This window comes from Nostoc sp. ChiQUE01b, assembly GCF_034531255.1.
Taxonomy (GTDB): domain Bacteria; phylum Cyanobacteriota; class Cyanobacteriia; order Cyanobacteriales; family Nostocaceae; genus Nostoc.
This window is the reverse complement of the sequence record NZ_JAVRBM010000004.1, coordinates 157197-181481: the sequence shown is the minus strand read 5'-3', so window position 1 is coordinate 181481 and position 24285 is coordinate 157197. Positions and strand designations below refer to the sequence as shown.

The following is a 24285-nucleotide window of genomic DNA, read 5'->3' as shown; positions in this document are numbered from 1 at the left end:
ACACATCAGCATATACTGATTTTGGCTTGCTATGAGCATAAAAGCAACCATAAAAATTTTGTCCTGCCAATCTAGCCAGGGCTAGAAAAATTTCAAATCCAAAATGTGGTCAGGACTTACGCAAGATGTGGCTGAAAACCTGATTATTGCGTAGCGGTAATTCATGAATTACCGCTACTTTCGTTATGTTTTGCGTAAGTCCTATTGGTATTAATCTTCCGATTTTCTGGACTCTTGAGTGTTTGCAGGTGAGGGTAGCCAGTAGGCAAGTACACCTGATAAACCACTCCAGTAGACTGCCTGGTTTTGGCTATTATCGCGTTCCATAAAGATTAGGGAACTACATAATCCAATCATCAATGTGCTAAAAATTACTTGTATACCAAACTTCCATATCTCTAGTTTTTTCATAGTGTAAGACCTCCAATAAAAATTAATTCACCCTAATAACGCTTCTAATATCACTCTTTAGATGGGTGCTAATATAAGTAACTGGTATTAGTCTTCACACTGTATTTTGATAATTTCGGAAAAGTAAAATCAACATATTTGAATTATTGCCATACTACCTCTGAAAAAGAGGAGAAAAGAAGTCAAAAGAATTGCTGATTTTTGACTATTACCAAAACAGTGCTGAGTAACTCGGCTTAGAGTCAAAAGTAAAATCAACAGACTAGGCATATAGGGTCTAAAGCCCCTAAATTTATTTGTGAAAAAATAAAAATATTTTTTAAGGGGGACACTCATGCTGAAAAAAAGCGAAAAACGCGGTCTTGGGCAAAGCCCCAAGTGGAGCGATTTTTCAAGACAATATGTCCTTGTTTCAATCCCCCCGCAACGCTTAGGAGTTGTACTCAGCACGGGCTAAACGCCCCGCTTCCGCTAACAGCACTCAGCACTACTGAACTTTTCTTCCGACTCCCTTTTCTAAGGTCGGTTAATGCGGTTGAGTAACCAAAGTGACGCCACCAGCCCTGCAAAGTGGGCTGAGACAGTGTTGGTGTTTGCCTGTACTACAAGCATATCTAGACCGCTAATAATCCGGGTAGGGTCAAAAAATTGGGTAGTTATCGCTTGCGGAGATATGGATCGTGCTACCAGTGTTCCAACGATCGCTTGCGCCCCTAAAAGAGTCACCAGCGTTCCTCCTAAATTCACCCACACCCCTAAGCGTAATACTTGCACAGTCTCGCTTTTCCGAGGCCGGTTGCTGGGATTGGAGGATTCCAATTGCTTGCCAATCCTAGTGTAACGGTAAGCTAAATAAATCCCCCCACCTAAAACAACCAGTCCACAAATTGCTAAAAATACGCCAAAACCAGTCCCAGGATTATTACTAGGACTGCCAGTTCTTTGATTAAAGATGGCGAACAGCAGCACAATTATGCTAGAAACAACGCCTAATACTAGCTGAATCCAGAAGCTAATCCAACCTGTAAGGCGAAAAGTTTGGGCAATTGCCCTAAGAGAAGAGGAAGATGATGGGGCATCGGGAGTTTGTGACATAGCGAGCCAATGTGCTGGGTGCTTGATTAAAGGACGCGAAGACGAGGGGACAATGGGACACGGGAGAGTTCTTTCCCTACGTCTCCCCTCTTTTGTCTTCTTTCTCCTAGTCTTTAGAGCCTTCTTTGATAAATTTACTATCACACTTGCCAAATAAGACAAGAAATTCTGCGATCGAGGAAATCAGAAATGTTTACTGCTTAAGTGTGTATACTGACGCAGCAGCTTGATCCCAGATATATCCCATAGCTTAAGATTTTAGAATTTGCATTGGGAAAATCACTGTAAAACAAAGTGTTTATTAAGTTTTACAGACAAAATAGCATTTTACCTGTAAAATTTCTTCGATGGCATCTTATTGCTTAAGCAGTTCTAATAAACTCGGCATCGCTTAACACCAAAACAGTGACTTCCCCACTGTCTGTTCCCTCCTCACCATACCTGATTTAGCTTGGGTAGGAGAATACTATCCTATACCCTGAAACTCACAAACTAGTTCCACAACTTCAAAGGCGTGGGCAATCATTTGGTGTTTTCGCTTTGGAAATTTAGCTTAAGTAGCTTTATATATTACTCATCTAAGAGTAGCACTATATACTGACTACGAGGATTGTAGACCTTACCCTAAGGCATTTTTTTAGCCATTCACTAACCATGAAACTTGAGGATATATATCAATTTTTTGAGAATCCTCCGCCAACTTACCTTTGTCAGGAACTAGCAGTTTGTTACATACTGTCTGTTTTATTACAAGGTGAATCCTACGGAACCGAGTTGATCGAGCAATTAGAAACTAAGTATCCCGTCTATCGGCTTTCAGATACCGTACTTTATAGTGCAATCAAATTTCTGGAAGACCAAAGGGCAATCACTGGATATTGGAAGAAACTCGAAGGACGTGGACGCCCCAGGCGGATGTACCAAGTTTCTCCCGAATGGCAAGTTCAAGCTCAGGATTTAGCTTTTCTTTGGCAAGACTACATCAACGGGAGGAAAAAGTAACAAATAATTGATAATGAATAAGTCTCCTCCAGTCAAACACTAACAATTAGTTATGGATACTGCTATTCTGCCATCTACGTTCCTGCTAACCTTGTTGTTATCGGTTGGGCTGTTTTTCTTTATTCGTGCCTCGACTAAAGACCGTACAGAGATGGCCCAACTAGTATCTGAGCAAGATGAAGCTGTTTTAATGTCTCAATTAAAAGAGTATTTTCGATCGCGGTCTTACCAAGTGGCAGTGGTAGACCGAGAACAAAATCAGGTAACTTTTGAAGGTAATGTTCGTCCCAGCTGGTTCTTAGCTATATTTCTAACTTTACTGGCAGCTACTGGGATTATTTGTCTATCTCTGGTTGTATCCCTGCTTTTTCCTAGCCTCAGTACCCTTGTTCTGGCGATGGTACTGCTGTCGCCTTTAAGTGGTCTATTTTATTGGAAAAAATCTGGAAGACTTGAGAAGGTGTCGCTCAAAGTAGAAACAACTCAGAGCGAACAAACCTCCTCAAGTAAAGTCACTGTAGTCGCCCATCGAGATGAACTCAGCGAGTTGCAGAGGACTCTACAGCTCAAGCCTGGGAAATAATTGTTGATTTTTGCGACCATCTCTTAACTATGATATGCAGACTTCTGACCTGACCTACTCTTTAGGCTATGGAAAGTAGGAAGGAGAAAATCAAGACTGCTGCTTTGTCAGTTTTCCCCACGACTTTGGTCATGGGGAAAAAATTTAAATTCATTAACTCAAATTCATTGACAGAGCTTACTTAACCATCTACGGCATCAGAGCACAACTTCACTAGCACTTTTAGACGCACTTGGCTCTATACGCACTCCCTTCTGCATCATCAAAGTAGTATCAACCCATGCAATCTAGCGTGGTTTGAAACAGGTTCACTTTCCAACTACCTGGATTAGATTTACTGGCAAATCAGCTACAAACTAAAAAAAAATTAAATTTTGCATAAACTTAGCAATTTTGCCAGTTAGATAGTAGTCAGGAGCCACATTCAACGCTCAAGATGACCATCTATGGGTTCACCGACTAGCTAAAGCAAGAGGTTCTTGACCTGGCGAAGGTTCTAACACCCTCAAACTAGGAAACAAGAAATGGTTTTCCTCTACGTATTGAGCACCAAACAGTCCCTTTTCTGCCCAAAAATAACGGTCTGTGGTGTGTTCGTTTCGCTTTACGAGTAGCAATGCTGGTGGCAATATCCCTTCAGCTTGAATGAACCTTCTCGCTGCTGTCACAGGTTTTTCTTCGCCACTTTCGATGCTATATTGAGGCACATGTTCCAGAATGCGCCGTCCTTCCTGACGACGACGACTTTTTCTTTTGCGTCTCCTTGCCAACCTATTGTCCTCCTCTTTCAAGCTATAGATTGTAGTGATAGCTACAAAATCCGTCGTCATTATATAGGTTCTAGTTCAGAATATCAATAGTTTTTAACGTTTTAATATAAGAAAGTTAATATTTTTGGAAGATAGAGAAAATAAAATTACCTAAGAATATAATCCCCTAGTACAAACCATCTCTAAGAAAATTTTAGTTAAGCTTTATGAAATAACTGAGGTAAAAATTAAGTATCCTCTCTTACATCATGCCTCAAAATCTATAATCTTGAGCAAAAGCTAAAAAATGTTAATGTCTGCCAGTTCCGATTTTCTTGCTCTGTGTCGAGAGCAAATAGCGCTACTAACCCAAGGGCTAGGAGCAACTTTAAGTATTGTATACCTAACACAAGAATTGGTAGATACTCCTTCTGGCGATGCCAAACTGATTCCTATGGTGATTTACCCGGAAACAGCATTATTACCCCAAGGTGAGGAAACTATTGAAGCGACGGCATACAAGCAACTTCAAGTTGGAAATGCGTTTATATTACCCAATCATCAGAGAAGGTTATTGACAGCAGGTTCAGAATCTCCAACTTCGTCACGGGAGTCTGAGATACCAGATGCGTCTCAACCCGATTTCAAAGAAGAATACCTACTTAGTGGCAACCAAATTGTTTTACCTTTGATTTATGAGGGTGTGATGATGGGGTTACTAGTGACAGGTAGGAAAGACCGGGTATGGAATGAACACGAGCAAAGTCAGATTCAACGGATAGCCCAAACATTAGCGATCGCTTGTATTTTAGATCAGCGCCGAGCATGGTTTGAGCAACAGTTGCATGAACAACAAATTATCCAAGAAAAACAACGGGATTTGCTAGATAACCTGTTGCATCAGTTTCGTAACCCATTAACAGCATTGCGGACTTTTGGCAAACTGTTATTGAAGCGACTACGACCAGCAGATGCTAACCGAGATGTGGCAAATAGTATTGTCAGAGAAAGCGATCGCCTTAAAGAATTACTACAACAGTTTGAGCAAGTAATTGACTTGACAGAGGCAGATTTAGCACCACTACATCTACCGGAAGATGGAGTATTTGTAGAAGCAACTATCCAAAAATCCGCTAAACCGCCGTTATTATTACCGGGAACGGGAGATAAAGCAGTTGACTGCTCCCTAGCAGATATATTAGAACCATTATTAATATCAGCCAAAGCGATCGCCCAAGAGCGAAAGCTAAAACTAATAACTGAAATTCAACAGAATTCATCCTTAGTACGTGCCAATGTCAAAGCATTGCGAGAGGTATTGACTAATATTATTGATAATGCTTTGAAATATACTCCCAGTGGTGGTAAAATTTTGATTCAGGCTGGGCAAGAAAAAGCTCATTTTCAGGGAATAGTCATTAGTGATAACGGGCCTGGCATTCCACCTCAAGATTTAGAACATCTTGGAGAACGCCATTATCGAGGTGTACAAGCGCAAACAGAAATCCCCGGTACAGGTTTGGGGTTAGCGATCGCTAAACAATTAATAGAGCAAATGCAGGGCGAAATCGAGATTTTCAGCCCTGCAATCAACTCTAAATTAACTTCACCTGATAGACCAGGAACCACATTTATTATTTGGTTACCGGAAGTTGAGAATTAGTCTATTGAGAAGGGGTTATCCCGTTTTACCTTCACCTTGAACGCTGCTCGAAATCATCACCTAAAATTTATGATTTTTAACAATCAAATAGCTAAGTATTTATTCACATTATAGTTAGCATTTCATCCAAGCGTTTTGTACTATTACCTGACTGTACTTCTACCAGCGAAGAAGTTAGCTTATCAAACTCTAGAGATACACCTATCTGGCTATTATTTATTAATTTAGACAGTGTTGGTATTTCTTCAAGCACCTCATCACTAGGATACGATCTAAGAAGAACAATTTCGCCGTCATGGCTATTGAGAAAATCAGTAATATTATGCTTGAGTTTCTCAATGTCCTCAAGAAGTAAATTAATTCGCTGCTTATTTCCTTTACGATTATAATAGGAATTATCACTTTCTTTAACAGTCAGTTTTAGATAGATAGAAGCAATTCTATCAAGAATTTCTTGAATTTTAGACGTTTTTACATTTTTTGGCTGCTTGCTCCAATCAATCTTAGTAAAAAAACTCTTTTTTTGTTCATTAGTTCTTTGTTCACTATATGCTTCTCTGATCTTTATTTTCTTATTATTAAGAGAATTATTCATAGTCAAAAGACTATTAACTATATCATTTATTCCTGGTTTATTGGAAGTATTATTTTTAATGCCTACAAAAAATATATTGTATATATAAATTGCGATCATATTTAAATAATAAACACAAGGATCTATATTTTGGTAGTAGACAATTTCTCTGACTATTTCACTATTAGTAATATTGTTGATCATTCTCAATACTTCATCTTCATCTTTATTATCTTCTTTAAACGAGATGGGTTTAAAAGTTAAATTAAAGCCTTGAGAAGATTCAACTTGCAACAAGATGTTTGTAGTATTATTTTGAGGCTTTAATATAACCCAATCTCCCTTTTCAATATTATTTCTATAATAAGATGAATCTAAAAATTCATATTCATATTCTTTATTTTCTAATTCTTTAATTTTAATTTTCCGACGCAGAAACGCTAAATAGTTTGGAACAAAAGGATTTCCCAGATCGCGAGTAATTTTTGTATATACAGAGTCACCTCTTAAATCTTTGTGATAAGACTCTTCCGTCTTGTATGCCTGAAATCTGATATTCAGGTTTTCTGGTTCACGATTTGTCTCTCTAATAATCAAATTGCTAGGATGTAACTCACTAAATGAGAATGAATTCTGCGAGGATAAAGATTGCAGGGAGCGATTAACTAACTCACATATTTTATCCAAATACCAAAATCCTCTTACCAAACGAGCAGGTAATTTATCCTTATCCAAGTTCTGTAGTTCTTTGAGTGCTTCTAAAAAACTTGTAGTAGATGAATTATTTTCCTTTTCCCAATTGCGGCGATAAAGACTATTATTTGTTCTTCTAAAGTCGAAACGTCTACTCACCTCCAACTCCAGTATTTTATCAAGCACAAGCTGCACAGCTATTAGATCAGAACTGTCATTGCTCAGGGTATAAAAAGTATTTCCTGCTTTGTAAAGTATGCACTTTAGAATAATCTCAACAATTTCGCGAGGAGCATAAGTTGTTGAATCTTTATGAAGTTTAAAAGGCTCAAATACCTGAACTAAACTTGGTTCACTAGATTGAAGACTAAAAACCTTTTCATAGTCTTCCATTATTTCATCAACTTTTTTCTCCTTTTTGTCATAAATTACTCGAATATTATCATAAAAACGCTCTGGCGATTCTCCACAAGTAAGTAGATCAAATAAAATAGCTCCCAAACCAAATAGATCGGTTTGTATGCCTTGCCGTTTGTACAATAGAATCTGTGTTTTATGATCGTTATTGATATTTTTAATAGCCTCATCATTTACATGAAGAACAATACGTATTGGTAAGTTTTTATCAATATAAATTGAATCAATTTCATACTCTTCTTGATTCTTACTAAAAACTACAAAATCTTTATCTCCAATAATTGAATCACGAAGTTTAGGATCGGTACTAATCAGCTCAACTTTTTGGTTTTCGCTATCTACTTGAATGTCTGCATCACAAATATCAAAATAGTCTTTTTGTTCGGGCGAACGGTAGTGACGTGTTCCCAGAGGTAAATCTGCATTAGCTATTGGCAAAGATGAAGTTATTGGATCTCTTTTTGGTAAGAGAAAACCAAGATCGCCAATCACAGCCTTAACCTCAGACCCCTCTTCGTTTACGAAAATATTTGCAGGTTTCATATCGAGGTGTAACAGATTAGCTTTATGAAGAGTTACAAGACCTTGAGCAATATCTTTCAAATATGGAAGTATATTAGCTATACGATCTTCAAAGCTCATCTGTCTAAGAATGTCATATCCTGTAAGGTTACCAGCAGTAGTGTATTCAGATTTTTCCTCTTCTGTATTTTGTGTACCGTCTCTTTCCAAAATGTCTTTCAGTGTTGCATCATACCTCTCAGTTACTAAAGCATAGTTTGAGATTCTTGATTTCTCAAAAAATACCTTTAGTGTATTATATACATTTGATTGTTGAAACAAATCAGTCCAACCGACTGTCCTGATAACACCAAAAATCTTTCTTTCTCCCTTGGCTCGTGTAATTTCTTGTGTTGATTTAATTTCATTGTCAAAACGTGACTGATCGATCTTATGATCGTAAAGAAGTTTAACAGCGAATTTGTCTTCTATATTACTATTATGGACTGCAAATACTATGCCAAAAGTGCCGTCACCAAGTTTAATAGGCTGCCCTTTTTCATCCAGTGTCAAATAAAAAGTTTGGCTGTTACCCCCTAAGGTTTTAAACGAATAATTTTCATCTTCTTGTTGTAGATTATCTTCTTTTTCTAAGAACATAGAAATTTACTCCTGAGCTAAAATAAAGAGAAAATATTCTTTACGAGAGGTTTTGGGTTTATATTCAATTAAAATTGTTTTTTTCACTATGTTTTTTTCTAATGATAATACTAACTCAGGAATTGATTCAAACTTTATAATTTCACCAGCTTGATATTCTGTAAATTTGAAATTTTCCGAGAACTCTGGTGATAAATTCTTTATATCTATAACTCGTTTGGAACTATTTCTGGGAAATTCTAAATCTATAATCCCATTTATATAAATACATAATGCAAATTGTTCTGCATTTTCGATTGTTTTAATCAATGCCCACTCCTCTTCCTGTATAGGAATTAATTTAATATTGTCAATTAGCACTGATTTATCTTCTGGTTTTCCTTTTTTCCTCCACCAATTTCTTTGATTAATAATTAAATGTAATCCACTACTGAAAGGAACACTTTGAATATTTAATTTAATGTTGTTTCCTGCTTCTATTTTTTGTGTTTCTGGCGTATTAGTTGGAAGAAAAGCAATGGATTCATTTACATTATCTACTGAAGTTTCTAAACTTTGATTTTTAGAATTTTTGGGATTAATTATAGCTATAGGCTTATTTTGATTACCTATTGTACCAAAATTAAAATTAACAGATATATTGATATTTTCTGTCAGTTTTGTATCCAGTTTCTCGATATTTATACCTGTAAACTTAACTCCAGGGACAAATCCTTGAAGTAATTTAATAATATCTAATAAATCTTGATTCATAAGCATTATCTTCTTTCTTTACCAGCTGATTAATTTGAGCCTTTGAGCGAAAGTCAGTAGGTCGAAAAGTTTTCCACAAGCCTTATCAGCCTTTCATTTTTACTTGGGAACACCATCTATTGAAATCAGCTTATCATCAAGCTTTCAAGTACTTCTGTTCTGGATGGACGAATAGAGCGATGTCTACGACAAGCCGAGCAGCGTTACGCTTATGGTCGTGATAGAAAGCTCCAATAAAGTCGCCTGAAATCCTTATTCTTTCCTCAACTTTCAAAACTTTTCAGTCTACTGAAAATACCAATTATTGAAATTATTTTTTTTTAATAAAACCGATAAAATTAGTCTTGTCTTACCTCTGAAGCGCTATTATCACTCTCATAAATAAATAAAAAACGACGTACAAAACTTGCTTAACTTAAATTTAGTTTCAGCAATTTTCTAAAAATTTTGAGTTTGATGAAAAAACTAGCGTAAGTGTTGCATATATACAATATACAGCATTTACGCTATTCTTACAATTCGGTTTTAGACGTACTAATGACTACTTAAGTGAAACCAACAAGTTTTGATTGATGGTCATTTGTAAATCGGTATCTGGGTCAATTGCGATTAAGTCAACACTATTTTTACCAAAGAACAAACCAACCAACGCACCGATACCAGCACCACCCAAGACTTCTTCTGTGGCAATGGCGCGATCGCCTGTGACAACAGATATCGCAGTTGCCGCACCTGCGCCCAATACAGTATTCTTGATGATTGAACCAACACTAGTACCTTTCTTGACGGTTTCAGTTTTGGTAATAACGTCAGAAGTAGCGTTCAGCTGATACTCTTGACCACTGGTCAAAACTAGTTTCTCGGCAACAAATTGAGAACCGCCTGTAGCAGGTTTGAGTTGACCAACAACTTGACTACCAGCAGGAATCACTACAGATCCGTCTTGCGTCACTACGTTTTGGGATACTGTCAATGTCAAGGGCGATGTTTCATCCTTTGTAACTAGAATTTTTTCCGCCTTGTCATACTTCACAGGAATAGTAGTCCCTTGGGCAATTGTCACTGATGCAGGTGTTGGGGTAGTAGACCCGACAGCTACAACATAAGGCGAGTTAATTGCTGAGGCTTGATTAGAACTAACTAATGCTTGGTAGATAAAAGCTGCTACCTGGGCGCGAGTGGCGGTTGCAGTTGGATTCAGGAAGTTCACATTCGGATAGTTGACTACAATTTGCTTTTGGGTTGCTGCGGCGATCGGGCTACGGGCATAGCTAGCGATGTTAGAAGCATCGTTGAAGTATTGCAGAGTGCTTTCGGTATTACCGCTAGGAGTATATGCCAGACCGTTAGCGAGGGCAACCAAAACCTGCTCGCGGGGAATAGCTTGGTTAGGCTCAAAGCGATTACCGGGATAACCAGATAAGAAACCAATGGTATAAGCTTGCCCAATCGCACTGGATGCCCAATAGCTGCTAGGTACATCAGTAAAACTGATTGGCTGCCGTTGCTGGGCTTTTTGGAAAGCTTTGTTAACCATCGCGGCAAATTGAGCGCGTGTCACCGGTTCTTCTGGGCGGAAACTACCATCAGGAAATCCGGCGATTACACCTCGCTGAGACAATTGTTGAATAAATTGTGCCGCCCAATAGTTAGATGAAACATCAGAAAAAGTCGTTTGAGCTAAAGATGATGAAGCTGTAATGAAAGGCGCTACAGTACCGACTGTGACGCTAAAAGCCATGAGTGCAGCTGTTCTAGATTGCCAACGATTTAAGTTAAACATTATAACTTTTTTGCTCCAGTTATATTATTTTTTTACTGTTAATTAGTTAGACATTTACTAAAGTACAAGGTTCCTAATTTTTCTAGTTTTTGTCAAAACCATTACTTTAGTCATACAGTCATAATTAAAAAAATCTATACTAAAAGAAGTAGTTAATAGAAGTAATATAATCACACTATTATCTCTTAGCAAATTACCCAAAATATAGGTACTGAGTGAGACGATGTAGAGATATAATAGTTGCTGTTAAATAGAAAATTTTATGCTTAAAAGTGAAGGCGATCGCACACTATAATTAAAGTAGCGATCGCCTATTAAATAACTATCTAAGTCAACAGATTCTAATTGTGACTAATACAGGTGTTGAAGTAGTAGACCCGACAACTACAACATAAGGCAAGTTAATTGCTAAGTTTTAACACAATATAGGGTGAATTAATTGCTGAGGCTTGATTAGAACTAACCAATGCTTGGTAGATAAAAGCTGCTACTTGGGCGCGAGTGGCAGTTGCAGTTGGATTGAGTAACTTCACATTTGGATAGTTCACCACAATTTGCTTTTGGGTTGCTGCTGCGATCGGGCTACGGGCATAGCTACCGATGTTAGAGGCATCGTTGAAGTATTGCAGAGTGCTTTCGGTATTGCCACTGGGACTATATTTCAGACCGTTAGCAAGGGCAACCAAAACCTGCTCGCGGGGAATAGCCTGATTAGGCTCAAAGCGATTACCGGGATAACCAGATAAGAAACCAATACTATAAGCTTGCCCAATCGCACTGGATGCCCAATAGTTGCTTGGTACATCAGTAAAATTGATTGCCTGCCGTTGCTGGGCTTTTTGGAAAGCTTTGTCGATCATCGCGGCAAATTGAGCGCGTGTCACCGGTTCTTCTGGGCGGAAGCTACCATCGGGAAATCCGGCAATTACACCTTGCTGAGACAATTGTTGAATAAATTGTGCCGCCCAATAGTTAGATGAAACATCAGAAAAAGCAGTTTGAGTTGAAGATAGCGGCGAGCATCCCACTGTGATGGGTTTGCCTTGCGAAGGATAATTCACTGGATCGCAAACAAAACCTGCCGACTTAGCCTGTATAGAAGTCCGCGTTGACGGATTTTGTTTCTCTGTCTGTGATTTCCAATCGTCAGATATTTTTTCAATAGTGGGATGCTTACTTAAAAACTGTGAGTCTGCAACAATATCATGAGGCCCCTTAACACTTATCTTAGAACCGTTGAGATAGATATTGTAATCATAAACAACGTTTTTGTTTCTAGTGTTGTTATTAATATTTTTTTCAGGATAAGCATAGAGAATGTTCCTGAGAATTCTGACATCGGATGACGTATGAGCAAATATTTGCCCACCATTAAGTTCTGGACTCTGATTATTTAAAGCAGCTGTGTTATTTACAATATCAACATGGTCGCTAAAAAATGCATGAATACCCGAACCACCATTTTTATATGCAAGATTGTTTTTAACTAAAGTACGTCCTTTATATGCACCCAATTTGGAGCTGTCTTGATTTCTTGTACTATCGATAATAATGCCATTACCGTCTGTAATCCTTCCGACTGCAATCCAAGGGATGTACATACGATTGTTGTAGGTCTTGTTGTTGGTAACAAACATCTTGTATCCCTGGTTGTTGTCAGAATTCCAATTATTCAACATTGAAATACCACTATTACCATAAACACTATACCAGGCATTATTAAATACCACATTATTATCTATTGTCACATAGTCTGTTTGAATCGCTGAAATACCTGCTCCTCCACAGTCATGCACTTTGTTGTTCAAAATACGGATGTGATGAACATGACCATTGGTTCGTCCATCAACGTTGATACAGTTTCCATTTGTCAGTGGGTTTTGTTTGTTAGTCTTCTGACTCATCGCATAATCAAGGGTTATATTGGCATTGTTTCCTATAACCTCTAGCCCGTTGATCTCGATATATGAAGCTTTATTTGAAATCGTGATCCCATTCCATGTATTGTGCTGAATTTTTGGGGAATGCCCAGGATATGCTTTATACTTAATCCATGCATTTGCAGCTCCAGAACGTTTAATATTTACTACACTCCCAGCTTTGCCTGTATTTGTGTATACTCCGTTCATAATCAATACTGTATCGCCAGGGTTGGTAATGTCTGCTGCCTTTTGAATTGTCTTAAAGGCGGATGAAGTAGAGAGTCCGCTATTATTGTCATTTCCATTACCACTAACATAGTATGTTTTCGGTGTCGAATTCTGGCTGATTAGGTTGTTGTGGTTAGATAGGCTCATTTCCTTGTTAGTGGATGCCTGATGGACGTTTTCAACTAAAGATACTTTTATCCTTTCTCCCTGAGCCAAAAGACTTAATACCAGGGGAATTGCAAGATATGTGCTTAAACCGAAACCTTGAATTACCACAAGAAAAGGCTCCTTTATCGCTACTACTTAACAAAAGTATCAGGATATTGCATAATTTTGAATACTCTTTTGGATACAGAATATAATAGAGCCAAATTTTAAATAAGTATTCCAATAAATATTCATACTGATTAAGACGATATAGAGGTGGAATAGTTGCTGTTCAATAGAATTTTTTAGGGTTAAAAATAAAGGCGATCGCACACTCTAGTTAAAGTGGCGATCGCGTATAAGGGATGATTAAATTCACAACTTGAATGAAGTTAAATCTAGTAGCGGGATTGTGGTACTAAATTCAAGTTAGAATTCAGTGTAAGTCTCAAATCTTGTGCAGGTCTGATGACAAAGGCGTTTCTTTCTTTTTTCCGCAACAGCACGCTAGCACCCGCACCCGCAGCCGCACCAATAACAGGTTTTAAATCGTCAATTCTGTTATTGCCAGTAATTAGTGAACCTAAAAGACCAGCACCTCCACCAATAGCTGCATCAGTTAAAACCTGACTGGTGTTGGGCCCCTGTTTAACTCTTTGAGTTGTAGTGTATGTCCGAGAAGTTGCGTTAATTGACTGACGCTGACCATTAGAAAATTCTAATTCTTGAGCGACAAACCTTACGCCTTTTCCTTCGTTATCATCTCTATCTCTGGAATAACCATCTAAGTCAACAGGTTCTAACCGGCCATTTATTTTAGTACCAGCAGGAATTAAGACATTTCTATTCCTATCGATAATGTCGTTCGCTATTCTCAACGTTAGAGATTTACTTTCCCCAGGAGCAATAGTAATTGTCTCTTTATCGTAGGTGACAGGAAAAGCAACTCCAGAAGGAATGGTAACGTTTCCGTATTGCCCAATTCTGTCTTGCCCAATTCTATATTGTGCATTAGCAGGAGCCAAGCTCAATAGGGGGCTAATGACGGTTGTAGTAACCGCCATTGCCATAAGTGCAGCAGTACCAGATTTCCATTGATGTAGGCGAGTCATAAAAGGGTTATCCTTTGTATATGTGATGTATTTAATGACGAGGATTCACTGAGTTTGTTTCTGACTGTTTTTAAACCTGTTTATAGGCGTATACAAGTACTTATTATGATGGGAAGTTGGAGCGAACGCGCAGGTATAGCACGTTGTAGACATCGCTGTTCAGAATTTGTATCGTGCTAATGTGCGTTACTAAAATCAAAGGTGAGACACTCATAGGACGCAAAATGAGTATTATTTTGTTCCAGAATGCTTTTTATTACTTATGTCCACATATCTTAAGCCATCAAATAGAGGCGAATAGGCTAACTGCGAACTATTACTTTTATTATAAATTTATTTGCTAGGACTGGAGAAATATTTTTGCTTTTTTAACGAATAATTTAGTATTTGCTATATGGATATTTAAGATTGCTGCTGACGGTGTTTAATCTCTGCGATCGGTAATAGCAAAGTATCTTCTATTTGCTGTCGTACTTCCCGGCTGATATAACAATCGCTATTTAGGCAATCTACCAGTAATTGATTGGCATCATAATACTGCTCAAGCAATTCCTTTTGCTCGTTACTGAACTGCCAATCATGACCGATATTACGATATTTAATCATTATTTCTCTTAATTCTTCACACCAAGCCTTGCCATTAGCTAACCACCATTTCTGAGATTCTTGCCGATTTTGTCTGTTTGGTAGTTGTTCTCGAAGTTTTTGCTGCAAATTCTTGAATTCTGGGTCGAGGGACAAGGAGGGGGAGAGGGAGAGGTTGAAGTAGAGGTCGAGGTCGAGGTTGAGGTCGAGGTTGAGGGATCGAGAGAGGGATTGGGAGAGCAATCGGTCGAGGGAGAGGTCGAGGTCGAGATTGAGGGATCGAGAGAGGAAGAAAGAGAGGTCGAGGAATCGGGATCGGGAGAGATCGAGGGATCGGTCGAGGTCGAGGTAAAAGGCCCTAACTCCTGCTGGTTTGGAAGAAAACTTAACGGAAAAAGATTTTTCTCTTACCCACAGAAGAAACTGCTGCAATTTCGGATCATCAGTCAATATAAAATCAATTTTGTCTTTGATCAACAGTAATAACTGATCTGCACTTGGAGACATTCCAACCGCCAGTAAAAAGACTTCCCGCCAGCGTTTCTCAGTAATATGGCTAACAAGATTTTGCAGTGCTTCCTCTGATGACTGTCTCACAACCACAAATTCTCTCGCTGTGAAATACTCATGAAATGTCAGGTGAGAAAATGAATAAATCCTTTTCGCTCTTGCGACAACTAGCCCATGATGATGCTCAATCGAACGCAAAACTTGCTCACTGTCAAGTTGCAATGCTTCTTCATCGATATTAGCACCGGGTAAATTGCGGATGTATTCTGTAATGTATTGTTCTGCTACTTTCTGCTTAAAGAAATATTCACTCCCCTCAAAAGTAGTCAATGCAATTTTGCTGAGTAAATCTTCTTTGCGTTGGACTGATAGCTTTTTGTAAATCTGATCGCGTTGAATTCCCCGCTTGGCATCCCATTTTTTTAATAACGCATCCAGTCCTTCTTTATATAACTCAGAACGATTAGCAGGGAAATCTCCTGACTCTTCAAATGCTAAACAAAGCAACGTCAGCAGCAGAGGACTTGCTGCAAGTTGTTTGATTCGGCTATTCTCTTTGAGATGTTTGATAAAAGTCTCTGATTTTACAGCTTTATCCTTAAACCAGTTATTGGCAAAGTTGGAAATTTGGTTATCGTCAAAATCAGCAACTTCTACCTCTGTGAACTTCTCAAAGATATACTCCCGTGCTGCAATACGACAAGTGATCACAAACTGATTTTTTGGGAAACGATCAGAAAACTCCCGAATTTCCTTTAAGATGCGATCGCTATCCTCTTCTCTAACCTCATCCAACCCATCGAGTAAAACTAATGCCTTGCCATAGGTTAGTACATCTTGGATAGAAGAGATAGGATTTATTATCTCTTCAGTAATGTATTGCAATAATCCAGGCTTGTTTGCAGCTTCCGCAAAGTTTTTGAGGGTAACAAAAATCGGTACACGTTCAGCCTGAAACTCACCTCCAAGACACTGAATTGCTAAATACTTTAAAAACGTGGTTTTGCCTGCACCTGGTTTACCCAAAATCATCAGCTTAGAATATTTTTCAACCGCTTCCAGTCCTGGCAATCGTTTTTCAGTAATTCTGTTGAGTCCAAAGAGGTCAAAATCCTGGCTTTTACACTGTTGTAATAATTCATCAATGTCTAACCGCCGCTGTCCAGTGATTTTATCCAAAATATTAACGCTGGTATAGATGTCATTCAACCCAATGGGCTGAGTCATATCTAGCACCCGCATTGTGCCGCAGCGTTCTTGAATGAGAGGTTTTATCTTTTCGCGTACCCCTTGTACGATCGCATCAATATCAATGCTGTTATCTTGATTTACCTCTGGTTCACTGGTTGGTTCAGCAACTATTTCTTCCCACTCTAGGTCTAGCCTGTCGCAAATCTGGACAAAGAGATTGCGGTCAACAGGTTTACCTGTAAAGAATTTTCCGATCGGCTGGCGAGTTACTTCTAACTCTTCAGCTAATGCTTTTTGAGTTAAGGAACACCGAATTAAAGCTCTTTTTGCTTTTTGGATTCCTTCTGGAGAACAAGAAAGCGATCGCCCCGTCATAAGCTAACCATTACACTTTTGCTGATTCTAACTACCAATTTGGCAATTTATCCTCATCGCATACACAACTCACTCATATCTCAAACCTGTATTTAAGCCTAGAACAAACACTCACCTGTCAAAGTATGGATGTAGTGATTCAAACAATTTGGGAGGGAGTCGATGTTATCCAAGAAGTTTCCTTCAAGAGATGAAGTGCTGGCTGTTGTAACGCTGATTATGGTGATTGGTTCTCTAACTCTTGCAGTTATAGATGAAAAAAGTCGCCCTCCATTTCTCGATTTAACAAAATTTGCTGTCGGTACATACATTGGATTGTTGATACCTCGGTCAAGGTCAAGCGATCGCGATCGCAACTAGCCAATGACAATCCTAAATAATTCGTAAGAGACAAGATCCCCGACTTCTTTGAAAAGTCAGGGATCTGTAACTTTCAATTCTCACAAATCAAAAAAGAATGTTTTCTTCTCAGATAACAGAAAGAAATAACAAAAGCCTCCTGGAGAGTTTCATTTTTCTCCGAAGACAGTAAAACTTTTTCATGCAATAAGAAAAATTGACTGATAGTATTGTAACTTTTTGTAAATTTGATGTCTTCAAGACTAGAAACCTGATATCTAGATAGCTAAACTAACAAACAGTGCATCTGTACTCTTAATGATTAAAAGTAGATGTGGCGCCATAGCGTGAATGATCCCAGTACAACTTATCCTCAAAAACTTCCTTAGTTACCGTGATGCAACTTTAGATTTTCGCGGTTTGCACACGGCTTGTATTTCTGGTTCCAATGGTGCGGGTAAATCTTCTCTTTTAGAAGCAATCACTTGGGCAATTTGGGGTGAAAGCCGTGCCACGGTTGAAGATGATGTCATCTATTCTGGTGCAAAAGAAGTTCGGGTTGATTTTACTTTCCAAAGTAACCAGCAAAAATATCGGGTGATTCGTACCCGAATTCGGGGAGGTACTAGCGTCCTGGAATTTCAAATAGAAATACCATCTGGGTTTCGCTCACTGACTGGCAAAGGGGTAAGAGCAACACAGGATTTGATTTTAGAACACATCAAGCTCGATTACGATACATTTATTAATTCTGCCTACTTACGTCAAGGTCGTGCAGATGAATTCATGCTCAAGCGTCCCACAGAACGCAAAGAAATTTTAGCGGAGTTGTTGAAACTCAATCAGTATGATGACTTGGAAGAACGGGCAAAGGAATCTTCTCGTCAATTCAAAGCCCAGGCAGTAGAGTTAGAGCGTTCTTTGGAGTCGATAAAAATTCAGCTGCAACAACGCGAGATCACCCAAGCGCAAAGAGTAGAGTTAGAAGCCGAACTCAACCAACTGCAACAGGTACAAGCTTTTGATAATATTAAATTACAAAATTTGCAAGTTATCCAGCACCAGCGCCAAAATTGGGAACAACAACTCAATTTTATAAAGCAGCAATACCAAAATCTTACCCAAGATTGCGATCGCCTCCAACAAGAACAATCAGCTATTGGCTCTCAGCTAGCAGATTTAGAAAAAATATTATACCAAGAAGCTGAAATTAAAGCTGGATACGCCCAATATCAAAGTCTACAATCTCAAGAAGAAGCTTTTGCTGTCAAATTTGAAGAGTACACCCGCGCTGGGCAGACTCGCCAACAAAAGCAACAACAGCTTACCAAAGAAATTCACGAAATCGAACGGCAACTGCAACAAGCCCAAGCGCAGCTAGAAGCTTTGCAGCAACAAGAGCGAGATATTCAACAAACTTTAACTAAATCAGGTGAAGTCGAAGCTGCTTTATCACAACTAGCCGCAGCCCGCCATCATGTTACTCGTTTAGATGAATTGCAAATGCAAGTGACTCCCTTGTTGCAACAACGAGCAACTTTACAAAGCCAACTCGATCGCACTCATGCTGGTTTAGTAGCGCGACTCGAACAACTGCAAAGCACTGAGAACCAATTGCAACACCAGCACCGCCGTCAACCGCAACTGCAACAAGCGGTGATGGATGTGGCAATCCAGATCGAGGAACTGGAGAAAAAGCGGGTTTATCTGCAACGAGTGCAAGAAAAAGGGCAAGAAAGGCGGCATTTTATCGAACGTCTACAAGCTCATCAACGGGATTATGAAAAACTGCTGGGAGAATTAGAGCAAAAATTGCAAATGCTGCAAAATCCTGAAGCACTTTGTCCGTTATGTGAGCGTCCTTTAGACGAACATCACTGGAGTCGGGTAGTGGAAAAAACCCAAAGTGAGTTAGAGGATACTCAAGGGCAGTTTTGGGTAGTGCGGGAACAATTGGCTGTGTCTGACAAAGAAATTCAGACACTCCGGCAGGAATATCGCGATATATCCCAACAATTGGCCGGCTATGATGGTTTACGCGAACAGCGGGGACAGTTAGCAGCACAGTTGGAAGCGACAACTGATGTCCAACAACAGTTACAACAAATTGCTGCTGAAAAACAGCATTTAGAGCGATCGCTCCAAGCTGGTGATTACGCTCCCGATAAACAAGCCGAACTCCAGCAGCTAGACCAATATCTGCAACAAGTTAATTATAATGAACAAGACCACGCCCTCGCCCGGAGCGAAGTTGAACGGTGGCGATGGGCAGAAATTAAACAAGGGCAAATTAAAGATGCAACTAAACGACAAGCGCAACTATTAGCCCGAAAACCAGAACTTCAATCCCAAATTGCTCAATTACAAGCCAAAATCCAGCAGGATCGGATTGATTCTGAATGTGCTAAACAAATCGCGGCCCTTGAGCGTCACATTACTGAAATTGGCTACAGTTCCGAGCAGCACAACAATCTGCGGATGGCTGCAAAGAAAGCTCAATCTTGGCATTTGCGCTATCAACAACTGCTGTCAGCCCAACAACAGTATCCGCAACTCCAGACGAGATTGCAAGAGTTAGGGGACTCCAGAAGCACCAGAGTAACGGAGCGCCAAAAACTCGGCAGCCAAATCGAAAGTATTATTCAGCAACTACAAGCTACAGCTAATCCATCTGCCCAAATTCAAGCTTTAGAGCAGCAGCTAGCAATCCGCAGACGGCAACTTGATGAGCAGATAGCTAAGTTGGGGCGTTTAGAACAACTGGCGCATCAACTAGAAACACTGCAAATTCAGTATGAACAACAGCAGCAGCAACTACGATCTTGCAAGCAGGAATATCGTGTTTATCAGGAATTAGCGCAAGCATTTGGTAAAAATGGTATCCAAACACTGATGATTGAGAATGTGTTGCCGCAACTGGAAGCCGAAACAAATCAACTACTTTCGCGGTTGAGTGGAAATCAGTTTCATGTACAATTTATTACTCAAAAAGCTGGGCGCAGTGCTAAATCAACCAAGAAAAATGCCAAGCTGATAGACACCTTAGATATTTTAATCGCTGATTCTAGAGGAACACGAGCTTATGAAACTTACTCAGGTGGAGAAGCTTTTAGAATTAACTTTGCCATCCGTTTGGCTTTGGCAAAATTATTAGCGCAACGGGCGGGGGCAGCGTTGCAATTGTTGATTGTAGATGAAGGTTTTGGTACACAGGATGCTGAAGGATGCGATCGCTTGATTGCCGCGATTAATGCGATCGCCTCCGATTTCGCCTGCATCCTCACCGTTACCCACATGCCTCACCTCAAAGAAGCTTTCCAAGCCAGGATTGAAGTAAATAAAACTCAAGAAGGTTCACAGTTGAGCTTGTCAATTTAACAATTCACTCTCAAGTATTCTCACATCTTGCAGATGGAAAAATAAAAAAAGAGTCAGAATACAGAATTCAGAATTGGTGAATACTCTACCCATAAAGGGATAGAGTTTTAAGGCGAGAATATTTAATACTAGTCTCACCCACCATTCCATTCGGTTTTAACCAATATTCAGACACTTGCAGACTCGCTACCGCTACGCTATCACCCACTCGTACAGAATTCATACGCTCATTATGACTCCTGAGTTCTGAATTCTTCTGATAAAAATGCTTGAGGTGCAGCATTGTTAGGAGCGATCGCACCTGATGTTTTTCTTTTCAGAGCGATGTCTACGACGGGCGTAGCTGCGGCACTTTATCCCAATAGGTAATTAATCACCCAGGAATCTCCATCTAGATCGGATTAAATTGCACAATGATATCGTTGAAATCACGATCGCCACCAGCAAGTAAATCTTCAAAACCAAAGATATTATCACCCAGCAAGCGAATGTGATCGTGTTTGTCGGAGTTAGCTCCTATAAAGGGGAAATAAACTGCCGGAGCATTGGAATTATTATCTAAAATAGCATCAGGTTTCCCATTAACAATCAGAAATGGTGCAAAGATGCCATCAGCTACAAAACTACCAGTATAAGTAGCTGTACTTTGGTTAATAACTGTTAAATCAATACCTGCCACACGTCCACGTACAGCCGCTTGAGTATAACCAGACTGTCCAGGAAAAATATCTGCTTTGCTATCACCATTGGTATCAATTCCACCATTTTCATCAGCAATCTGATAAAATCCCACAAAGTTATTAAAAGCAGCTTCTCGGTAGACACTAAAATTAGCTGTTACTGGTGTCATTACACCCTTTAAATCGATTATTTCTGCTTGTGAGTTACCTTGCAATTTTGCACCTAGAGGTACACTTTGATTGCTACTTTTAATTTTCACCACCAAATCTTGAAAATCATTAGTGCTATTACCAGTACCATCTTCCCAAGCTATACGAAACTCGTCATTGCCCAAATTGCTGACTTTTAGGGTTGTGGTGCTGGTAAACGATACATCTGTAATCGGGTTAATTCCGGCAAGAATGGCATCTGTTGTACTGTTATTTTTAACTAAATAAAATCTCAAATTAGCGCCGGAATCTAGTTCCACTGACCGTGTTAAATTGCTAGTATTAAACCCATTAGGAACATTGGTAATAGCAAAGAAAATTACTTGAGCGCGTTCTAAAGCAGCTTGAGCGTAACCGTCTGCACCAGGGGCAATACCATTAATTGTGCCTGTAGCATCATCAACAATAAATACTCCCAATTCATTGCCTAGATTAGAATTGCGTCCTAAAAGAGTGACTTGGAGTGTAGCTTTGGTATCATTACCTGTAATATTAAAGATATCATCATCGTTTGTGGTCAGTCTGTTGGGGATGTCGAGGTCATTGACAGCGATCGCCAATGCCTTTTGGTAAGATAGTCCACCAGGGTCAGTTGTTTTTACCCGAATTTTGTAACTCTGTTTGGTTTCAAAGTTTGGGGAAGCTTTAATTTTGAGTTGATTGCCATCAATCATGAAGGCATCATTATCATTAGCGCCATCTCCATCCACTAAACTGTAGGTAGAGCTATCATTAACATCAGTGTCAATGGTGGAGAATAAACCAATAGTACTAAGTGCTGCACTGTCTTCATCAATATCTGACTTGCTTAAAAACAAATCTGTGGGTGCATCGTTGCTACCGTTGATGATAATGGCAATATCTTGAAAAGCTGTACTGTCAAGAGATTTCACGCCGAAAACTTCGGTTTTGGTAATACCTGCACCCAGAAATTGCACTGCACTGTTGGCAACGCTGTAGTTCCAGACTCCGGCTTCGGTGATAGAGAGGCTACCCAGGTTATCGCTGGCTGAGGTAACGGTGGTGTTGAATTTGTTCTCGTCGGTATCTATATCGTTGACGCTGAGGTTGTCCGTGGCACTGAGGTTGCCATTAACAACATTCAAGTCTTCGGTAATAGCACCTGTGGCGATACCACTGATAGTAGCGGTGTCGTTTACGGGATTAATCGTAATAGTGAAGGTCTGGGCGGCAGAAGTATCCACCCCTCCATCGACTGTTCCTCCATCATCTTGCAGAATTGCTGTCACAACGGCTGAACCGTTGGCATTTGCCGCAGGAGTATAGGTCAGGTTGCCAGAAGCATCGATAGCAGGCTGAACGCTAAACAACTCATTTCGATCATTAGTTATTTGGAAGTTCACAGTCTGGCTGGCTTCATCAGCCGAACCTGGAGAAATGTTGGTTGCCCAATTAGCAACAGTTTGTGCGCCACTGTCCTCCGCAGCTGTTTGATTTATCCCTGCTGTAAAGCTGGGAGCATAGTTCTTGTCATTATCGGTAATATTCACATTGACAGAACTAATGCTAATCCCACCATAGCTAGCATCAGCACTCGTAGCCGTATGACTAATGGTTTGAGTATGATTTCCTTCTATAAGACCATCATCGACTGCGGTTACAGTCACTGCTTGCGCCACATTCCAGTTCTGGGGAGTAAAGGTCAGAGTGGTGGTGTTGAAGCTGAGTTGCTCTTCCCCGTTCAGGTTCACCGTTACATTAGCGGTGGGTTGGGACGTTAACACCACAGAATAACTATCGGTGGCTCCCCCTTCGGTGACAGCCGTGTTACCAAGGGTTTCAGTGATTGTTACTCCTGCCGTATCATTGTCTTTGATAGTAACTTCAACACCCACCACATAAATCTCAGTGCTTGATGATATTTTAAACTGAACTATGAGGTCGTTGCGATCGCCTTGAGCAACAAAATCATCCTTGGAAGTGATTGAGACAAAAATTGGAGTATCCGGTTCAAGAGCCGAAGCAATCAAAGGATTTGGGTCTGTGGTAAAATCATCAGAAATCAGCTCAATAGTAATAGGTTCTGGTGAGTCTGAATAAACTTGTACAACGTCACTTAATACCTCTCCTTCAATAACCTGAGCACTCACAGGGGTTATGACAGTTAGCATTGTTTTAAAGTCCTTGAATTAGGGATACTTAAGGGAAGATAATTGACTAAATTATTAAGATGCCAAGGATGTTGGGATTTTATCTTCTTCTATGGTTAGTCCTTGAGTCAAAGGAAAAGCATTTGCACCGAAGTTTAAGCCCGCTTCATTCAAACCATGAATAACTTTTAAATCTTGATAGTTAGATTAATTAGCAGAGGTATCTGTCGTTAAAGTAATGCCAATAAATGTTTGACTTGTTTGGTAAGAAATCCCATTTTCGTTATTGGTAATGGCTGAAGTAAACTTTAATCCTTTGGGAAAGTAACTCAGTTGCCAAGGAAAGGCTCCGGCGAATTCCAGTGTCCGACCTATATAGGTGCTACCTAGCGCATCTAAAATAGAAAGTGATGTGCACATGATGTATTTATGTAAAGGTACTTTAAAGGCGATTCAATTTAAACATAGTTATTTTAAAATGACAACAAATAATATTACGTATTAATACGTAACTGTTCGGTTAACTGAGGTGAAATAACTGTTGGTGCGGCAAATTGCTATAAATTTTACTTATAGCCATCCGATTTGATTTCTGAAATTACGCAAAGACGGC

General features: G+C 39.5%; 15 protein-coding genes and 1 pseudogene. 5 read left to right on the top strand and 11 right to left on the bottom strand.

What is annotated here, in order from left to right:
- Positions 1 to 210: 210 nt before the first annotated feature.
- Together RMY63_RS04740 and RMY63_RS04735 are read right to left on the bottom strand one after the other, a co-directional pair.
- Positions 211 to 411: a hypothetical protein gene (locus RMY63_RS04740; protein ID WP_099100211.1), complete on the bottom strand. Its 201-nt coding sequence runs from the start codon at positions 409 to 411 to the stop codon at positions 211 to 213.
- Positions 412 to 927: 516 nt separating this feature from the next.
- Entirely contained in the window at positions 928 to 1506 is a 579-nt protein-coding gene (locus RMY63_RS04735; RefSeq protein ID WP_322727586.1) for a DUF3611 family protein, read from the bottom strand.
- 654 nt (positions 1507 to 2160) lie between these two features.
- Between RMY63_RS04735 and RMY63_RS04730 the strand changes: the two genes are divergently transcribed.
- Both RMY63_RS04730 and RMY63_RS04725 read left to right on the top strand, forming a co-directional pair.
- Positions 2161 to 2508, top strand: coding sequence for a PadR family transcriptional regulator (locus RMY63_RS04730; protein ID WP_322727585.1), 348 nt, complete (start codon positions 2161 to 2163; stop codon positions 2506 to 2508).
- Positions 2509 to 2560: 52 nt separating this feature from the next.
- Positions 2561 to 3091: a cofactor assembly of complex C subunit B gene (locus RMY63_RS04725; protein ID WP_322727584.1), complete on the top strand. Its 531-nt coding sequence runs from the start codon at positions 2561 to 2563 to the stop codon at positions 3089 to 3091.
- Between the two features lie 452 nt (positions 3092 to 3543).
- Here the strand turns inward: RMY63_RS04725 and RMY63_RS04720 are convergent, their stop codons facing one another.
- Positions 3544 to 3861, bottom strand: a complete 318-nt coding sequence (locus tag RMY63_RS04720; protein WP_041566316.1) for a DUF3155 domain-containing protein — start codon at positions 3859 to 3861, stop codon at positions 3544 to 3546.
- 286 nt (positions 3862 to 4147) lie between these two features.
- Here RMY63_RS04720 and RMY63_RS04715 point away from each other — a divergent pair, with 286 nt between their 5' ends.
- Entirely contained in the window at positions 4148 to 5503 is a 1356-nt protein-coding gene (locus RMY63_RS04715; RefSeq protein ID WP_322727583.1) for a GAF domain-containing sensor histidine kinase, read from the top strand.
- A gap of 103 nt (positions 5504 to 5606) precedes the next feature.
- Here the strand turns inward: RMY63_RS04715 and RMY63_RS04710 are convergent, their stop codons facing one another.
- From RMY63_RS04710 to RMY63_RS04685, 6 genes and pseudogenes are all read right to left on the bottom strand, one after another.
- Entirely contained in the window at positions 5607 to 8348 is a 2742-nt protein-coding gene (locus RMY63_RS04710; protein WP_322727582.1) for a protein kinase domain-containing protein, read from the bottom strand.
- Positions 8349 to 8354: 6 nt separating this feature from the next.
- A complete protein-coding gene (locus RMY63_RS04705) occupies positions 8355 to 9101 on the bottom strand; it encodes a hypothetical protein (protein ID WP_322727581.1) in 747 nt (248 codons plus the stop codon).
- A gap of 541 nt (positions 9102 to 9642) precedes the next feature.
- On the bottom strand, positions 9643 to 10884 hold the full coding sequence (locus RMY63_RS04700) for an S-layer homology domain-containing protein (protein ID WP_322727580.1): 1242 nt from the start codon (positions 10882 to 10884) through the stop codon (positions 9643 to 9645).
- 419 nt (positions 10885 to 11303) lie between these two features.
- A pseudogene (locus RMY63_RS04695) lies at positions 11304 to 11918 on the bottom strand (S-layer homology domain-containing protein); the annotation flags it as partial.
- A gap of 1661 nt (positions 11919 to 13579) precedes the next feature.
- Complete coding sequence (locus RMY63_RS04690; protein ID WP_322727579.1) at positions 13580 to 14293, bottom strand: conjugal transfer protein TrbI; 714 nt, start codon at positions 14291 to 14293, stop codon at positions 13580 to 13582.
- A gap of 402 nt (positions 14294 to 14695) precedes the next feature.
- Complete coding sequence (locus tag RMY63_RS04685; RefSeq protein WP_322727578.1) at positions 14696 to 16954, bottom strand: NACHT domain-containing NTPase; 2259 nt, start codon at positions 16952 to 16954, stop codon at positions 14696 to 14698.
- 162 nt (positions 16955 to 17116) lie between these two features.
- On the opposite strand from RMY63_RS04685, the gene RMY63_RS04680 reads away from it, so the two are divergent.
- Positions 17117 to 17314 carry a hypothetical protein gene (locus tag RMY63_RS04680; RefSeq protein WP_322727577.1) on the top strand — a complete coding sequence of 66 codons (198 nt, stop codon included), beginning with the start codon at positions 17117 to 17119 and terminating at the stop codon, positions 17312 to 17314.
- A 330-nt stretch (positions 17315 to 17644) separates the two neighbouring features.
- Positions 17645 to 20671 carry an SMC family ATPase gene (locus RMY63_RS04675; RefSeq protein ID WP_322727576.1) on the top strand — a complete coding sequence of 1009 codons (3027 nt, stop codon included), beginning with the start codon at positions 17645 to 17647 and terminating at the stop codon, positions 20669 to 20671.
- A 391-nt stretch (positions 20672 to 21062) separates the two neighbouring features.
- Here the strand turns inward: RMY63_RS04675 and RMY63_RS04670 are convergent, their stop codons facing one another.
- Positions 21063 to 23693, bottom strand: a complete 2631-nt coding sequence (locus RMY63_RS04670) for a DUF4114 domain-containing protein (protein WP_322727575.1) — start codon at positions 23691 to 23693, stop codon at positions 21063 to 21065.
- A 186-nt stretch (positions 23694 to 23879) separates the two neighbouring features.
- A complete protein-coding gene (locus tag RMY63_RS04665; protein WP_322727574.1) occupies positions 23880 to 24092 on the bottom strand; it encodes a linear amide C-N hydrolase in 213 nt (70 codons plus the stop codon).
- Between the last annotated feature and the right edge of the window lie 193 nt (positions 24093 to 24285).

What these genes read in the sequence shown, in the direction of transcription:
- RMY63_RS04740 (WP_099100211.1), bottom strand. Translation starts at nt 411, where the DNA reads ATGAAAAAACTAGAGATATGGAAGTTTGGTATACAAGTAATTTTTAGC.
- RMY63_RS04735 (WP_322727586.1), bottom strand. Translation starts at nt 1,506, where the DNA reads ATGTCACAAACTCCCGATGCCCCATCATCTTCCTCTTCTCTTAGGGCA.
- RMY63_RS04730 (WP_322727585.1), top strand. Translation starts at nt 2,161, where the DNA reads ATGAAACTTGAGGATATATATCAATTTTTTGAGAATCCTCCGCCAACT.
- RMY63_RS04725 (WP_322727584.1), top strand. Translation starts at nt 2,561, where the DNA reads ATGGATACTGCTATTCTGCCATCTACGTTCCTGCTAACCTTGTTGTTA.
- RMY63_RS04715 (WP_322727583.1), top strand. Translation starts at nt 4,148, where the DNA reads ATGTTAATGTCTGCCAGTTCCGATTTTCTTGCTCTGTGTCGAGAGCAA.
- RMY63_RS04710 (WP_322727582.1), bottom strand. Translation starts at nt 8,348, where the DNA reads ATGTTCTTAGAAAAAGAAGATAATCTACAACAAGAAGATGAAAATTAT.
- RMY63_RS04705 (WP_322727581.1), bottom strand. Translation starts at nt 9,101, where the DNA reads ATGAATCAAGATTTATTAGATATTATTAAATTACTTCAAGGATTTGTC.
- RMY63_RS04700 (WP_322727580.1), bottom strand. Translation starts at nt 10,884, where the DNA reads ATGTTTAACTTAAATCGTTGGCAATCTAGAACAGCTGCACTCATGGCT.
- RMY63_RS04690 (WP_322727579.1), bottom strand. Translation starts at nt 14,293, where the DNA reads ATGACTCGCCTACATCAATGGAAATCTGGTACTGCTGCACTTATGGCA.
- RMY63_RS04685 (WP_322727578.1), bottom strand. Translation starts at nt 16,954, where the DNA reads ATGACGGGGCGATCGCTTTCTTGTTCTCCAGAAGGAATCCAAAAAGCA.
- RMY63_RS04680 (WP_322727577.1), top strand. Translation starts at nt 17,117, where the DNA reads ATGTTATCCAAGAAGTTTCCTTCAAGAGATGAAGTGCTGGCTGTTGTA.
- RMY63_RS04675 (WP_322727576.1), top strand. Translation starts at nt 17,645, where the DNA reads ATGATCCCAGTACAACTTATCCTCAAAAACTTCCTTAGTTACCGTGAT.
- RMY63_RS04670 (WP_322727575.1), bottom strand. Translation starts at nt 23,693, where the DNA reads ATGCTAACTGTCATAACCCCTGTGAGTGCTCAGGTTATTGAAGGAGAG.
- RMY63_RS04665 (WP_322727574.1), bottom strand. Translation starts at nt 24,092, where the DNA reads ATGTGCACATCACTTTCTATTTTAGATGCGCTAGGTAGCACCTATATA.